Annotated in this window: 9 protein-coding genes and 1 pseudogene; all 10 read right to left on the reverse strand. The window is 50.6% G+C overall.

From position 1 onward, the window contains the following. Nucleotides 1-155: 155 nt before the first annotated feature. Entirely contained in the window at nt 156-5,081 is a 4,926-nt protein-coding gene (locus AB4N85_RS13695; RefSeq protein WP_150637728.1) for a glycoside hydrolase family 99-like domain-containing protein, read from the reverse strand. A 144-nt stretch (nt 5,082-5,225) separates the two neighbouring features. After that, entirely contained in the window at nt 5,226-6,599 is a 1,374-nt protein-coding gene (locus AB4N85_RS13700; RefSeq protein WP_150637726.1) for an ABC transporter ATP-binding protein, read from the reverse strand. After that, a complete protein-coding gene (locus tag AB4N85_RS13705; protein ID WP_252868062.1) occupies nt 6,589-7,407 on the reverse strand; it encodes an ABC transporter permease in 819 nt (272 codons plus the stop codon). The genes AB4N85_RS13700 and AB4N85_RS13705 overlap by 11 nt, the downstream gene beginning before the upstream one ends. A 774-nt stretch (nt 7,408-8,181) precedes the next feature. Then, entirely contained in the window at nt 8,182-9,924 is a 1,743-nt protein-coding gene (locus tag AB4N85_RS13710; protein WP_191636999.1) for a glycosyltransferase family 2 protein, read from the reverse strand. 447 nt (nt 9,925-10,371) lie between these two features. Then, complete coding sequence (locus AB4N85_RS13715) at nt 10,372-11,391, reverse strand: MraY family glycosyltransferase (protein ID WP_150637720.1); 1,020 nt, start codon at nt 11,389-11,391, stop codon at nt 10,372-10,374. Continuing rightward, nucleotides 11,388-12,349, reverse strand: a pseudogene (locus AB4N85_RS13720) (UDP-glucose 4-epimerase family protein). The gene AB4N85_RS13715 and the pseudogene AB4N85_RS13720 overlap by 4 nt, the downstream one beginning before the upstream one ends. Further along, nucleotides 12,346-13,269, reverse strand: a complete 924-nt coding sequence (locus AB4N85_RS13725) for a glycosyltransferase (protein WP_252868064.1) — start codon at nt 13,267-13,269, stop codon at nt 12,346-12,348. Before AB4N85_RS13725 ends, AB4N85_RS13720 begins: the two are co-directional and overlap by 4 nt. 57 nt (nt 13,270-13,326) lie before the next feature. Continuing rightward, the gene (rfbA, locus tag AB4N85_RS13730) at nt 13,327-14,217 is read right to left on the reverse strand and encodes a glucose-1-phosphate thymidylyltransferase RfbA (protein ID WP_150637714.1); all 891 of its coding nucleotides are present in this window, start codon (nt 14,215-14,217) and stop codon (nt 13,327-13,329) included. Next, the gene (gene rfbD / locus AB4N85_RS13735) at nt 14,214-15,107 is read right to left on the reverse strand and encodes a dTDP-4-dehydrorhamnose reductase (protein ID WP_150637712.1); all 894 of its coding nucleotides are present in this window, start codon (nt 15,105-15,107) and stop codon (nt 14,214-14,216) included. The genes rfbA and rfbD overlap by 4 nt, the downstream gene beginning before the upstream one ends. Continuing rightward, complete coding sequence (gene rfbB, locus AB4N85_RS13740; RefSeq protein WP_101155399.1) at nt 15,104-16,180, reverse strand: dTDP-glucose 4,6-dehydratase; 1,077 nt, start codon at nt 16,178-16,180, stop codon at nt 15,104-15,106. The genes rfbD and rfbB overlap by 4 nt, the downstream gene beginning before the upstream one ends. Nucleotides 16,181-16,342 lie beyond the last annotated feature (162 nt).

Genomic DNA, 16,342 nt, shown 5'->3' on the forward strand with positions numbered 1-16,342 from the left:
CGATAATCAGCTGTTTCAAAGCTTTGCGAAAAAAGGGGCAGTGACAGGCCATGTAGCACAAAAGGAGCCTATGAGACGACGCGAAGCGCTCCACAGCCTGACCAGCTCAAACTGTGGAACCTCCTTCATGCCTAAGGCAAGCCCTTAATCGCCGTCTACACAGCAGGCGGCGATACCAAAGCAGACTCGTCGCCAGCTCGCTCTTCCCGGCGGGCTTTGATGTCACGTTCGAACAAACGAATGTATTGTCCTGCAACTGCGTCGATTCGGTAGCGACTGGAGACCTCTTTCACCAACCCCAGCACCTCGTCATACCTTGCTTTTTTGCTGGCAAAATCGGCGATTACTTTCGCAGTATGCTCAATAGGGATCTCCCAGTCTTCAAGTACGATTACCTCACCGGCCATCTGATCGCCTATCGTCAGCATGTTTCGAATATCGCCAACATCGGATGCGATATATGGCTTGCCCGCGAAAAGGCAGTCAACAATTGTCAGAGGGAAGCTCTCGGACTTGAACTTGGTGAGCATAATCCCCATGTCCGCCGCGGCATAATGTCCGACCGAGTTATCACTGAATCCCGTCAAGCAGACGAAATCAGGAGCCCCAACACGGCAATATTCGTCGTATACAGGTCCATTACCGACCAGCAACAAACGTATGTCGACTCCCGAAAGGTTACGCGCCAAAGCTACTGCCTGTATGGTCTCATCCCAGCCCTTGTCAGGTATTGCCCGACTCACACAGCAAAGTACAAAAGCGTCCTGCGCAATGCCCAACTGCTCACGTTCGATAGCTACCACGGCTGGGGGCTGCAAGCCATTAGGTACTTTGACGAAACGTTCAGGGTCTTTCTCACAGATAGAAAGATTAGCGAAAGGAACGATATTCTTTTCAGCTGTATAAACCCACGTAGTCACCTCACTATTTGCCGCCTTGAGCTGTTCATGAGTTACAGCGAAGGCTTCACCGTGCTCGATCATTCCGTGCAAGGAAGCAACGTGAGAACCCAACTCCGAAAATACGCCAGGAAGACTTATTGGATACTTCTGCGTATGCCATTGATGGCTGTTCAAGGCTTCTATACCGAACTCGTGAATAAGCGACTTCACCTCATGAAGGTCGTTCGTTTCGACGAGCGGAACATCCGCACGTAGCATACGGCGAACGCCGTCCTCTCGCGCTGTAAGTCCGGCACTCAGCAGAAGCACCGAAAAACCTTGGCGCTTAAATTCGTTCGCTAGGCGGATTGGCAAGATTTCCGCACCACCCGGGTAAAAGCCAATCGTTGAAACCATGATGTTCGGAGTGCGATTGGCGCGAGCCTCAGAGATAGCATCGCGCCCATACCACGCGTAGAACTCTTGTTGTGAGTTCCCAACGTTAATATCGTAAAGTCGCTGGCTACTCTCTTCACACATTTCAAGAACCGAAAGGGGGACGTTGTACAGAGCCTGTACTGTCTGGCTTGCCATCCCGAGTTCTCGATAAAAGACTTCTCGCTTATAGGTAAGCTCTGCAGCACTGCCGACGTAACGGCGGAAAAAATTCGTCCCCTCGACCGAGTAAGCGACTTTGCCTCCGCGAATGAGATGAAGGTAAAAAACCCAGTCACCCGCTACTCGCATGGAGAGCCAGGCCTCATCATCAAGCAACGGTAAATCTATCGGCCGCTTGAAAACGACACCGCTAGCGTTAGGAATCGTATTTTTAATCCCCAGTGCATAACGCACTTCACTGTGAGCGGTATCTACGTACGATTCTGTCCATTTCTCTGCGCATTCCAGGTCACTGACATACTTGTGGAACTCACCCTCTTGGACGACCTCATCACTGGTGACGAATTCGCAGCGTGCATAGGCGAGCATGACGGCTTCATCATCGAAGCAGCGAACAAGAGCCTGAAGAAAGTTTTCGTCACAGTAATCATCGCTCTCGGCAACCCAGACAAGATCCCCCGTTGCTGCCTTGATACCCTTCGCCCATTGCCTGAACACGCCACCAGAATTGTTCTCGTTGAACAATGTGACGGTTACGTCCGGAAACCGCTGTGCATACTCATTCAATATCGAGCGACTTTGATCAGACGAGCAGTCATCCATCAAGATAACTTCAAAATTCTTGTACGTTTGGCCATAAATACTATCCAAACGCTTACGCAGAAAACGTTCATGATTGTAATTTGGCACAACAACCGAAACTTTCGGCATCAACGTCGCTGACTTGATGTCCAACAACGCACGACTCGTCTCGTTAACGCGACCAAAACCTGCAATTTTGTCAGGTTCTAGAAACAGTCCACGACTCCAGTCATTCCAAGCATTCACGAACACCAACTGCCGATCTTCGGAGTGTGTATTCTTAGCACTTTTTATTGTCGCATCCAGCCAACGACGGTACTCGCGCGCTAAAAATCGAGTATAAACCAGCGGGGAATTTGCATCATATGCAGATTCATCTCTGGCCAAAGTAATACCGTTAAAAACCGGAAACGAATGTGATTGAGCGTTTTCCGCTCGTGTAATGCCATTGGCCACAATTACCGAGTAAGGAACAGCGGATATACCATTCTTACGCTGTGGAGCAAAAGTGCCAATCTCACCTGAAACAGGCTCTACTGGCAGTTCCAGAACGCCATCACATAGCGATGAGAGCTTTTCGCTCCACACCGTTTCATTAATCTGTGTCGACTGAACGATCAGATACACATCAATGTCATGTTGGACGAGTTGATCGTGTAGCTCATTGATCACATCGAAATTGTTGCGTCCCGAGCACTCGATTACAACGACAGGACGTCCATCAATACGCAGATATCGCCGATCGCGAACAGCCTCACGCAAACGTACCGGCACTTTTTTTTCTTGCTCTGAAATTTTCACGCAAAACTGAAATTGAATGTTTTTATGATCAAGAAAAACGTCTACTGGCTGGCGCTTATCTTCAATGCCTTCGCTGCTATTCCACTCGAAACAAAAACCGTACAATCCATGGGCTTTGGCCAGTCCCACCTGCTTGGCCAAAACTTGGCTATCCAGTGGATCATAAAATCCAAGATAGTCATTCGGCAGTAACTGAGCCCCGCCTTTGGAGGCGGCACGCGCCTCGCGAAACTTATCCCACTGCGGCAAAACATAAAGAGCAAAAAGTTTTATGCTGTTTTTAGCACGACCAAAATTTATATCATCTTCATAACGGATCATCGCTCCCGGCACCGCGATCCGTTGTTCCGAGGCACCTGAAACAACGTAATGCCAAAACGGATTTATATTGGCGGCGGCGATATCCTTGTACATCTCAAGATAACCGACAGTATCGAAGTCATCGGAAGGATTTTTCCCTTCAAACCAGCCAAAACTACAATAATGTCGAACAGGCTCCAGACCAATATTCTTTAACTCTGGATACATTGCCAGATAGTAATCAGCATCAAACAACCCAGAATTCTTAATAACTTCAACTTGCTCTGCGATAACGTCCGGAGCAACCTGTTTGAAAACGCGAGGTATGGCCTCCACCTCTACACGTTTTTTTCGCGTCCAGGTGCGTGCGTGACCAGCAATAGACCGTCCTTCCAAACTACCGCTTTTAAGGTAGTGAACCAATGGATTCACAGCCGCAGCGGCAACGTCTGGATAATCACGCAGGTATTTTTCGGTATTGAATAACGCAGAGGGGTTGCGCCCTTCCTTCCACCCATCGATCAAATAGTGCATGAGTGGATCAACACCCTGATCTTTTACATCGGGATTCTTGGAAAGGTAGTAACTCTCATCGAAAAGCTCACTGGCGTTCAGTAGTTCAATCGAGGATTCACCTGCGGGAGAGCGCCGTTTTTTCAGGACTTCGATAGCTTTACCCAAGGACGTATTGCTCAGCCTGCGGATTGTCCGGCGAGCCAGCACACTGGCTCTACGCAACGGCGAAGTCACACGCCAGGAGTGCGAGTTATGAGTTTTTTGCAGTTCTTGCCTTACCGCAGCAACTTCAGAATCCCTTTGCTGTTGCAGGCTGGAAATCTTCTCCTCGCCCCCAACAACCTGAGCCTTCAGAATATCGATCTGACGCGTGAGGTTCGCAATTTCGGCTTCACGCTTGCCCGCAAGAAGACGAAGTTCGGTAATTTGTGTGGCACCCTCGACTAACGAAGCATTCAGCGACCCGACCTTTCCCTCGAGCATGCCAACTGTCTGACCCAGGGTGACAATTCGCGCAGTGCGCTCTCCGAGGGATTTGTGGCGCCCCCTGATCAGCTTGATCGCGCGCAAAGCAAGCATGAGCTCATCGTGGGTAAATGATTCCTTGGCTTTAGGTGGCTCGGTGTCATAACCCAATACCGCAAAATCCTCAGCATACAAACTCCGGATCAGACTGGCACTGCGCTCTGTGACGAACTCAGGAAGATAAGGAATCAGACTTTCGTTTGCGCGACGCTCGGCAAAAGGGTCAGGAAGGAACTCACCGAGGTGCTCGGACAATGCCTTACTGAGCCGGGATGACTCTTCAATTTTGGCCAGCACGCTATAGTTGATCAGATCAGGGCGCAACAACATGACTTGAGGAGTCCAGTGTTGATCCCAGAATGTTGGCGCTTCCTGACTGGCAAGGTGCTCAAGAAACCCCTCGAACGCCAAGGAGATATCCTTCGCATCTTTCAACGGCTGATGATAAAAATCTCGCTGAAGATAGGGCCCAACCTGTTGTGGTTCCTGCAACAGCAATTTTGACTGCCACGCCGAAAATATTCGCTTGTACGGGTTTCTAACCACAGCAAATCGGAAATACGAGTCCGAGGTCAGGGCTTCATGTAATGCCTCTGGAGCAAGTCCCGTGACAGTGGGTGCGACCCTGTGCATCTCATGCACGATTTGATCCGGGTTGCTTTCTGCACTATCAGTGATCTCGTTAAGCGCTTTCGAGCAGCCTACCAACGATGCAAACCACCATTTAAGGGATGTACACGCGACTTTTGGTGTGCTCACGTACAAGAGCTTGTGCTGCTCCGAACGATAGCCACTCCAGCGGAGATAGTTGAACACTGCGGCTTCGTCACTTGGTGGCCATTCACTGATATTTAACATTTACGTCATAAACCTTATGAATATGCTGCAGCGCAGCATCAAACTTCCGAGTCCATTATTCCATTACACAAGTCAACAACGTCGCCTTTGACTCGTCGCGTTGCGTCGAGCGGTCGGCTAGTTCCTTTAGCCGACAGCCAACCGCTAAATCGTAGCTTTCCGACCAACTTCCGCTTGAGGTACGCTCGCCATCAAATCCACATAACCGAATGAGTTCAGCTTGTCCTCGGATACAACTCGAAACATGATCGCATCCATGATTCGATGAGCGCAGCTTGGTTCCTGATTTGACCAGACACCGCCTCCTACAAAGTAAACGCCCGGCAGCAAGCTCATATGAAAAGAAAACTTTATATTAAAGTCACTTCCCGCACTCACAGGTTCAAAATAGGCACCATCCTCAGGAAAACGCTGACCTGTTACAACAGAGCCAGAAACATTACGTATATGGATGCCCCAGAACGTTGCGTCAAAACTTTCGCTGAAATGGCCGGCTACCTGCATATGATAAGTGCTGCCAGCCTGCAGAACATTCACCTGACGTCCATCGGCATCAAGTATCGAGAACGACGTAATCTCGGCCCCTTGGGTTGGATAGATTGCAGTGGTTTCAGGCACCAGTCCCGAATCAAACGAATCCTCCGACACATCCACGGAGACAACACGAGGTTTCTGGGTGGTTTTCTGGAGATCAACGTTTTCTCCAGTTTTATCCGCTTCGAGGTAGGCTTCAACCAGTCTTTTGTATTCCGCCTGTGGAGCATAAATAAGCTTTTGGTAGGCCCTTACCGCTTGAGGTGCCGCACCGTACATAAGCCGGGTGCCATGGTCGAGTAGCAAGGTTCTGTCACACAGTTCAATAATGCTCGAAGCCGAGTGCGACACGAACAAGATGGAGGTGCCCTGGCTTTTCAGCTCTTCCATTCGTGCAAAGCATTTACGTTGAAACTTTTCGTCGCCAACGGCAAGCGCTTCATCGACAATAAAGATGTCCGGATCAATCATTGCTTGGACGGCAAATGCCAATCGCACCACCATACCGCTTGAGTAACTTTTGACAGGCTGCTCGATAAATTCACCGATGTCCGCGAAAGCCGCGATTTCATCGAAACGTTGATCAATCTCTTCCCGCGCCAGCCCAAGGACTGCGGCATTCATGTAAACGTTGTCGCGTCCAGTGAACTCGGGATCGAAACCCGACCCCAACTCAAGCAAAGCAGCGATGCGCCCATGGGTTTTCACGGTGCCGGTCGTAGGGTTCAGCGTTCCACAAATCATCTGCAGAAGAGTGGACTTACCGCTGCCGTTACAACCGATTATTCCGACCGTTTCGCCTCTCTTCACTTCGAAGGAAACATCACGCAGTGCCCAAAACTCTCGGTAGAACCGACTAGGTTGCATACGTACCGTGGCCTGTAGGCGAGGCACAATAAATTGCTTGAGCCGATCACGCGGCTGATCGTAGATTTCGTAGCACTTGCTCAGGTTCTCAACCTTAATCGCGACTTCAGAGGACATCAGCAAATCCTTTACGTGTTTTCTGGAACCAGGCAAAACCCAACCAGGCAATGCAAGTAGTGGCGATCCAATAGATTCCCAATATTTCAAAATTCGGCAATTTTCCCCAGAACAAAACATCCCGGGTCATCTCGATCGCTGGCGTCAGCGGATTAAGGTACAGCAGATGACGGTACGCCTCGGGAAGCGCAGTCGCTGGATAGAAAATCGGACTCAGGAACATCAGAACAGTTGTCAAAATACCTATGAATTGAGACACGTCGCGCAGGTAAACGCCCAGCGAAGCCAATGCCCAACTGACGCCCATGATGAACATTATAAAAGGGATGACGATCAGCGGCAGGTAAAAAGCCGTTGCATGTGGCATGCCGAAAAATATCCCGTAGGCTATGAACCATACACCGAGACTGATGGCGGCATGAAACAACGCTGAACCCAACACGACCACCGGAAGGATCTCAAGCGGATAAACAACTTTTTTCACGAAATTGACCTTGCCAAGAATCAGGCCAGGAGCGCGGTTAATACACTCGGAAAAAAGGTTGAAAATGATCAACCCCGCAAACAGGATGAGGGCAAATTCGGTCTTCGAGTCACTGTCCACACTCCACCGGGCACGAAGCACGGCACTGAATACAAAAGTATAAACCGCGAGCATCAGCAACGGATTAAAAAACGACCAAAGCAACCCCATCGCAGAACCGCGGTACCTGCCGAGCACCTCCCGAATTGTCGACGCTTTGATCAGAGCAACGTTTCGCCAGAGACTGACGAACATTTCCAATGGGTTGGCAGAGAACTGGCGCATCAAGCAAAAACCTCAGCAAAAAAAAATGCAGGTCGGCACGCATACCGAGCGGCGAGCGTGGGGGTCATACCCAAGGAGAAAAAGCAGAAGCTTCGATGGAAAATACCGCGTTCCTCTGCGTACGGTTCGAGGTACGTCGGCGTGTAGCTGTACATAATCAGGGGATTCCATTCATGAGAGAAAACGATTCCTTGGGAAAAACAGTCCGCTCCACTGCTGCGCCGCAAATTAGACCAACTGACTCCAAGAGTACCGTTAGTCGCATAGAAAAGAGGGCGTGGCAAAACTGTTCCTTCCTCAAAACCGCATGACAGCGGGGCGGTGACAACCGTGGCCGGAATAAAAACCGGCTCTACCTTTCCAGGCAGCATGTCGGAGCGATGGCATGGTTTGAGCCCCTTGCCCTGCAGCCCTACGTGACAAATCCGACGACTGAAAATCAGACAACTGGCCCATGATCATGGAGGTCAATATTCTGTCGGATGATATCACTCAATACGACATAGAAACACGGGTTTTCCCTTGGCAATACGTATGCCGGATGTAGACACATGGCCCAAAGAAACGCGCAAATTTTACCCGATTGTTTATGGCGCAAAGCGAGGGAATCTCATAGGTAAACCACAAGCGTCTGCGCCATAACACAAGAAGACCAAACCCTATCGGCACCCAGTCAAAAAATTTAAATCGTGAGCGCCAAGCCATTCGCAAAAATAAAAAAGCTGCCTGAAAAGGCAGCTTCTCCTAGACACCAAGACTAACCAATCTAGAAAATCACTGGTAACGTTCGCAAGACTTCAGTGCGCGGCTCTTGGCGACAAGATAGGCATCATGAAGCTGCTTGTGGCGAGCAACCCTCACGTCCGACTGTGCAGGAGTTCGGAACAACGAGGTGGTCTTTGGAACATAGAAAAATTTATTCCTGTAAGCATAACGCAACCAGAGATTCCAGTCCTCAAGGTTGCTCATATCTGTTTCGAAGCCACCCCGCTCCAAATACAACTCACGCTCAAACATAATAGATTGAATCGGAATATAGTTATGATCCAGTAGCACCTCATAATCAAATGGCTGCTTAAACGAATCAGGCGTTTCATAACTAAGCTCTACATAACGCCCGCCACTGTCGTTGACCGTACCAACTTCCATAGCCAGCGAATAGGCCGCCACCGCTTCCTCATTCTGTAGCAGAGCCGCAACTAAAACTTCCACATGATCGGCAAACAGCAGATCGTCATCATCCAGAAAAATGCAGTATTTGCCTGATGCCATTTCCAGACCATAGTTTCCGGTTACCGAGCGTCCTACTTTTTCCAACCCGAAAAAACGTACATTGCGCCCTTCAGAAAACGGAGTATTTTCGACAAGCGACTTCATTGTCGCTCCTCCATCTTCAACTACAATCAGCTCAATATGAGGATACGTCTGATTGAGCACCGACATGATCGACTGCCTCAAAAACTCATCCCTCTTCTGATAAGTGCGCGTGACAATAGTGACTAACGGCTGCACGACAAAAGTTTCGCCAACATTCCAAAAAGCCCCTTCCCTGATCATTTCGTAGTCAAACCCCCGGAAGGGAAAGCTGACATTCTTTTGCAGTCCTTTTCCCGCCAGGAAACAAGGTGTCTTTTTTATCAAACGGAAGACACTGCCCACTACATCTCGACGGGATCCCGGATATACCTGCGGCCTGAGCAGCAATAAAAACTGCAATGCAATACCACCCACCTTGTCGATAAAATTGCCGTAACGCAGCCGCAGGTAAGCATTCGCCAAAGTGCTGCCGGTAAATTGAAGCGGCTTTATCTGATTCTCGTGCTCATAGGTGTAGTGATAAACCATCGCGCCAGGACAATATTTAAGTCGGTACCCGTAGGACCGGAATCGATAGGATAATTCGACATCCTCCCCGTACATAAATATCTGACGCTCATACCCTCCTACCTGAACATAAGCAGCACGACGAATCAATATACAAGCATGTGAGGACCAGTTGGTTTCGAGCGTTACCGGATCGTAATATTTTGGGTGTTCAAAAGGCGCCTGCCTTATCTCCCAAGACGCTACATCGTCCTGCCCTGACGCTAAAGCCATGCCGACAACTTTTTCTAGCGCATCCACCGAAAACTGAATATCGATATTGCTCACCAGAAAATAATCCGCCGACCCCAGGGAAATGGCTCGATCATGCCCGGCGCCAAACCCTATATTTTCTCCCTGTGTAATGCTGAAGCATCCAAAGAGGTCGGCACAACGAGTTTTCCAACCTTCAAGTTGAGCAACCGTATTATCCGAAGATCCGTTATCTACAAAAAACAGATTCAGCTTTTCACAAGGATAGTTTTGCGCTTTCAAAGACTCGAAGAAACCGTCAACCCATTTTCCGCTGTTGTAGGTAACGATTGATATATCGACAGCCGGTTGCTCGCCACTACCTAAGCGAGGTACGGCATACGAAAAACGACGCTCCGCTAATGCCTGGAGTGCCTCCAAATTGTTCTTGGAATCAATCACAGCAAAAAGACACGAACGAACCCTGCGCGAAAATAGCCCGACTCGCACTCGAAGACTCGCCAAAAAAGGAAATTTCTGATATAGCGGCCGAAGGGCCGCTTTTGGGTTCGAGAGTAACTGGCGCGACCCTGTCAGGAAGCAGCTGACAAACGATTTTTTCGAAGACCTCATACCGAGCAATTTATCCTATAAAACGACTTTTCAATTTTGAATATTTTGAACTGTATACCGCTTGACTGCGAAACTTCGAGTCTTTGATCCTGCGTAAAAACCGTCCATCAGTTTGAATAATTTCATTTATTCAACAGCGCTCAATCAGCATCCAATGCGTTATCTTTCAAGATAACCGGCAAATATACGACTGTCATCGATTACTTTCCAGACAGGACTGGCCCGGTTTACCTCCTTGAGGATTCGTCACCTACCCAACACGGAGGAGTCGCTCGGTTATCCTGGAACTTCCAACATGCCGGCGTTGTATTTTTTAGCAATGAACACCAGTGGAATATAAGCAACGAGAAGCGCCACGACACCAGGAAGCACACCGATTGCAGTCAAGAGAGCAAGCGGCGCTAGCCAAAGCAGATTGATCGCCAATACGCCATAGACGACTATCTTGTGGCTTCCATAGTGACGAGAGGCATATTGATAAGCGTGGCTTCGGTGCGCCTCGTAAATTTTATCCCCACGAAGCAGGCGCTGCGCGAGTGTCCATGTAGCATCTACAATGAACACCCCCAACAAAATCAGCCAGCACCAGAGTAATTCCGGGGCCTTAGCACACGCGATTATCGTCAGCAGCCCAATAATCAATCCAAGAAAGCCACTGCCGGCGTCCCCCATAAAAATCCTGGCGGGAGGAAAATTCCAACATAGAAAACCCCAGACAGCACCGGCCAACAACAAAGGCAACCACGCCAACTCTAGGTGCCCACTCACCCAGTAGACGAGACAAGCGGACAAGCAGACAGTGATAGCCTCTACACTTGCCAACCCATCAATTCCGTCCATGAAGTTGTACAGGTTGAGCATCCAGACGAGATAGATAGAAAAGAACAAACTGGTAAACCACGTCCAATCGAGCAGCCAACCGAGCAGTGATATTTGCACTTCCGAGCCTAACCAATACAAGGCCCAGCCAGCTGCCAGGAAATGTCCGAGAAGTCGCCATTTGGCCGCAACATGCCCATGATCATCAGTGAACCCCAAAATCGCGACCAAAGCGCCGGCTCCAGACAATCCGGCCATCGCGGGGAAGTCAATCAACTGCGTGTAATACGACACGGGCAGCATCACCAGAAAGGAAACAACTATTGCAACGCCCCCACCTCGCGGGGTGGGCAGAGTGTGAGAACTTCGTGAGTTTGGAACATCAATCAGGCTATTGGCCAAGGCATAGCGTCGCAAGACATATGTCAGCAAGAGCGAAACCACGAATACTGAAAGCAACAGCACACAAAACATCATTTTATTTGAGCATCCAGGTAGTGCCTGACCGTCTGAAGAATTGCACGATCCACACTCACTGGAGGCGACCATCCGAGAACCGAGCGGGTTCTGGCAATATCAACTTCGAGAGAATCAAAAAGGCGCTGAGCTATGAGATTCTTGCCGAGTAATATCAGCGAACCCTTCAGCATCCAGATCGGGACAGGGATCAACAATGTTGGGCGATTAAGCGACTTTTTTATCACTTTCAGCAACTGGGTAGTCGAAATAGTCACACCATCACTGACTAGAAAAGTATTACCCGGGGCAGCGGGATGATCAACGCAATGAACAATCAAATCCACCAGATTACCTAGCGAAACCAAGCTGCGGCTGTTGTCCACCCCCCCAATGGCAGCGGAAAACCCTTGTCCAACCAGCTCATCATGCTCAAGAAGTTGGCTTTCACCCCGGGACCGTATACCAGCGGCGGACGTATAATCACCAGCTCCATACCGGTATCCAGACTGATTTCTCGCAAGCGCTGCTCCGCCTCATGCTTGGAATGCGCGTATGGATCATGAGGAGCCGGAGCGTCGTCGTACTTGAAAGGAGCCCCACTCACGGTACGCTCACCGTTCACCTTTATCGAACTGATAAATATGAAGCGCTTGACACCCGCCGCAGCTGCTTTGAGCGCCAAAGCAACGGTGCCCTCCACATTTACTTTTCGAAACTCGGCCAATGCATCCTGCGCGACCTCGTTCATAACATGAACGCGAGCTGCGCAATGGATTACAACTTGAATTCCGTCCAGGGCCGGCAGCTGCGAATGCCCGCCTAACGGACAGTTCAATACTCGACAAAGCCCCGATAAGCGCGAGGCACGGCGAACGGCGGCAATGGGGGTAAACTTGCGATCGAGTAGCAGGCGCATCACTACCCCCTCACCAACGAAACCCGAAGCCCCTGTGACTAAAACATTCGGTGAGTTCATTTAACTTTTTTCCTGACGATCGCCGTTGTCCAGCAGATGAGGAAAAAAAATATCTTGTCACGAACGCGCCGCCGACAACGCCAAGCACTTAGAGAGAGCCTAAGCAACTGCCTGCGCCGCAAGCAAAACCATGACTGAACAAAGGGATCGGCGTACTTACCCACCAGCTCGGCGATGAGTTGTACCTGGGAAAACCACCAACCGTCATGAATCGTTTTATAGCGTACCGCGAGCGAATTGATGCCGATGTTTGCACCAACCTGATTGCGCTCATGCTGACGATATCGCATGGCAGGGACGGGATCAGTAAACCAACGAAAGCCATTACTTCTAGCAAATGCATAGCAGTACCAGTCATGTAGACTGACGCCCTGCAATGCTTGCCAATGAAGACATACCGCCGCTTTTAGATTCGTGGCCAGTCGATGATTGAGGACGTAAGTACAACCTGGCCCCGCAGCCTCGAACAGAAAATCCCAGGCAACTTGAGGCTGTGCCTTGTCAATCAGATGTGTTTTCCCACCCTCCCAGAACGCAACAACATTGCTCGAATAACCATCCACCTTCAATTCGTTGAGCTTTTCGTGCGCTCGGCGGAGCTTATTGTTATCCCAAATATCATCTTGATCTGCAAAGGCGATCAAATCGTAGCCGTCAAAATCTACGTCACGGATCAACCTGAAAAAATTACGCGAAGCACCGCCAAAGCTACCAGCTGGCGGCAAGACGATTACACGGGGGTGAACAAGACCATACTGAGCGCACCAAGCCTCAGTGCCGTCGGTTGAAGGGTCAATACTGACGAACACCTGCACATCGACCCCGGACTGCTCAAGAATCGAGGCCATCTGCTCCTCAATCCATTGCATACCATTAAAGGCAGCCAGCAAAACTGCAACCTTGGGATGTTTCACTGGCATACCGATCCTGTTAGAAGCTGTTCGAGCGTTGCCGCCGAAAAAGGCGAAGAACACCTTTTAGTGAGAAGGTGCATCCAGCAGCTTCTGCAGATACTGACCATAGCCAGTCTTTTTCAGCGCATCAGCCTGACGGGCTAATTGCTCTGTGGAGATCCAGCCGTTGTGAAAGGCAATTTCCTCGAGGCAAGCCACCTTCAGTCCTTGGCGCTGTTCGATCGTGTGCACGAAGTGACTTGCTTCCAGTAACGAGTCATGAGTACCCGTATCGAGCCATGCAAATCCACGCCCCAGCATCTCGACGCTCAGGGTCTTGCGTTCCAGATAGGCGCGGTTTACATCAGTGATTTCCAACTCACCGCGATCCGAAGGCTTAATATTTTTGGCTATTTCTACAACGTCATTGTCATAAAAATACAGGCCAGTGACTGCATAGTTAGACTTCGGCTTCAGTGGTTTTTCTTCGATACTCAAGGCGCGCCCGGAAGCGTCAAACTCTACAACGCCGAAACGCTCTGGATCGGACACGTGGTAACCGAATACGGTTGCACCTTGCTGCTGAGAACTTGCCGAACGCAGATTGTCCGAAAAGTGCTGACCGTAGAAAATATTGTCGCCCAAAATCAGGCAGCAAGGATCCTCGCCAATGAACTCCTCACCGATGATAAACGCTTGAGCGAGCCCGTCCGGGCTTGGTTGCTCGGCATACGCCAACTTGATGCCATAGAGGCTACCATCCCCCAGCAATTTGCGGAAACATGGAAGGTCTTCAGGCGTAGAGATAATCAAGATCTCGCGCATACCCGCCAGCATCAATACCGACAGCGGATAGAAAATCATCGGCTTGTCGTAGATTGGCAGCATCTGCTTGGACACGCCAAGAGTCAGCGGGTGCAGGCGCGTGCCCGAGCCGCCGGCGAGAATAATGCCTTTACGATTTTTCGTGGTCATTTGTTCAGAACTTCCCTAAGCATTCGGGTCACACCACTTTGCCAATCCGGCAAGTGTAGAGAAAAATTGTCGCGCAGCTTCTGGGTATTCAAGCGTGAATTTAAAGGCCGACGCGCGGGGGTAGGATAAGCGGTTGTATCGATCGCACTTATCGTGGTCACCGCAAGCTGCTCGCCATTGGCCTGAGCAAACTCGATAACGTAACTTGCGTAACCGTGCCACGACACCTCGCCAGCGGCGGCCAGATGATATAAACCTGACAGTTCCGGCCGTTGGAGCACTTGGCGAATCGTTAACGCAGTGACATCGGCAATCAGATCGGCACCCGTTGGCGCACCAATCTGATCAGCAATAACACTCAGTGTCTCGCGATCTTCTGCAAGACGCATCATGGTTTTGGCAAAGTTATTGCCTCGGGCGCCGTAGACCCAGCTTGTACGGAAGATCAAGTGCTTGCATCCCGACACTGTGATCGCCTGCTCACCTGCCAGCTTGCTCGCGCCATACCGATTGACCGGAGCGACCGCATCGGTCTCTTGCCAGGGGCGGTGGCCTTCGCCGCTGAAAACATAATCAGTGGAGTAATGAACCAGCAAGGCACCCAAAAGTGCGGCCTCTTCGCCCAAGAGCCGGCTTGCCTCACCATTCACACGATCGGCCAGCTCTACGTCGGACTCAGCCTTGTCGACTGCGGTGTATGCGGCGGCGTTGACGATGATATCGGGTTTAATCTGCCGAATCGTTGCCCGCAATGCTTCCAGATCGGACAAATCACCGCACAACCCATCGACAGAGTGACGATCCAGGGCGATCAACTCGCCAAGCGGCGCCAAGGACCGTTGCAACTCCCAGCCGACCTGGCCGTTCTTGCCCAGCAAAAGGATTCTCATGCCTTGCTCGAACGATCCGCATAGTTCTGATCAATCCACTGCTGGTAGCTACCGCTCTTAACGTGCTCAACCCACTCGGTGTTATTCAGATACCACTCAACAGTCTTGCGAATACCAGTCTCAAAAGTCTCTTCCGGAGTCCAACCCAGTTCACGCTGAATCTTGCTCGCATCGATTGCATAACGCACATCATGACCAGGACGGTCCTGAACATAGGTAATCAGGCTGGCATGCGGACGGTGAGCAGAATCAGGACGCAATTCATCGAGCAATGCACACAGTGTATGCACTACTTCGATGTTTTGTTTTTCGTTATGACCGCCAATGTTGTAAGTCTCGCCGATCACACCTTCGGTGACGACTTTGTATAGCGCGCGGGCGTGATCTTCGACGTACAGCCAGTCACGAACCTGGTTGCCTTTGCCGTACACCGGCAGGGGTTTGCCTTCCAGCGCATTGAGAATGATCAGCGGGATCAGCTTCTCAGGGAAGTGGCATGGGCCGTAGTTGTTCGAGCAGTTGGTGACCAGTGTCGGCAGGCCGTAAGTGCGGGCCCAGGCACGGACCAGATGGTCGGAGCTGGCCTTACTGGCCGAATATGGCGAGCTTGGCTGGTAAGGGGTGGTTTCGGTGAAGAGGTCTTCCGGACCTTCGAGGTCTCCGTAAACTTCGTCAGTCGAAATGTGGTGGAAGCGGAAATTGGCTTTGCGGGTGTCGTCCAGCGCAGCCCAGTAGTGGCGCGCTGCTTCTAGGAGTGTGTAAGTGCCAATGATGTTGGTCTGGATGAACTCGGACGGGCCGGAGATCGAGCGGTCGACGTGAGATTCAGCGGCCAGGTGCATGATTGCATCCGGTTGGTGCTCACGCAGAACGCGGTCGATCTGATCACGATCGCAGATATCGACGCGCTCGAAGGCGTATCGCGAATTCTGGCTGACTTCTGCCAGGGACTCCAGATTGCCGGCGTACGTCAGCTTGTCGACGTTAACGACTGCATCGGAAGTGTTGGAGATGATGTGACGGATGACTGCCGAGCCAATGAAGCCGGCACCGCCGGTAACTAGAATTTTCACGCGAAACGATACCCTTGAGCTGCGGACAGCGCTGCCAGCGAGCGCGGTCTAATCCATGAATGCAGAAGCCACTATCAGTTGGCATCCGTCAGAGTCAGTCTGAATCGACATGCATTAAGGCACGATCGAACAAGGGACGCATTTTACAGCTTAATGATGGTT

The sequence above is a fragment of the Pseudomonas sp. H1_G08 genome, from assembly GCF_054681355.1.

What these genes read in the sequence shown, in the direction of transcription:
- rfbA (WP_150637714.1), bottom strand. Translation starts at nt 14,217, where the DNA reads ATGACCACGAAAAATCGTAAAGGCATTATTCTCGCCGGCGGCTCGGGC.
- AB4N85_RS13700 (WP_150637726.1), bottom strand. Translation starts at nt 6,599, where the DNA reads ATGTCCTCTGAAGTCGCGATTAAGGTTGAGAACCTGAGCAAGTGCTAC.
- AB4N85_RS13705 (WP_252868062.1), bottom strand. Translation starts at nt 7,407, where the DNA reads ATGCGCCAGTTCTCTGCCAACCCATTGGAAATGTTCGTCAGTCTCTGG.
- AB4N85_RS13715 (WP_150637720.1), bottom strand. Translation starts at nt 11,391, where the DNA reads ATGATGTTTTGTGTGCTGTTGCTTTCAGTATTCGTGGTTTCGCTCTTG.
- rfbD (WP_150637712.1), bottom strand. Translation starts at nt 15,107, where the DNA reads ATGAGAATCCTTTTGCTGGGCAAGAACGGCCAGGTCGGCTGGGAGTTG.
- AB4N85_RS13695 (WP_150637728.1), bottom strand. Translation starts at nt 5,081, where the DNA reads ATGTTAAATATCAGTGAATGGCCACCAAGTGACGAAGCCGCAGTGTTC.
- AB4N85_RS13725 (WP_252868064.1), bottom strand. Translation starts at nt 13,269, where the DNA reads ATGCCAGTGAAACATCCCAAGGTTGCAGTTTTGCTGGCTGCCTTTAAT.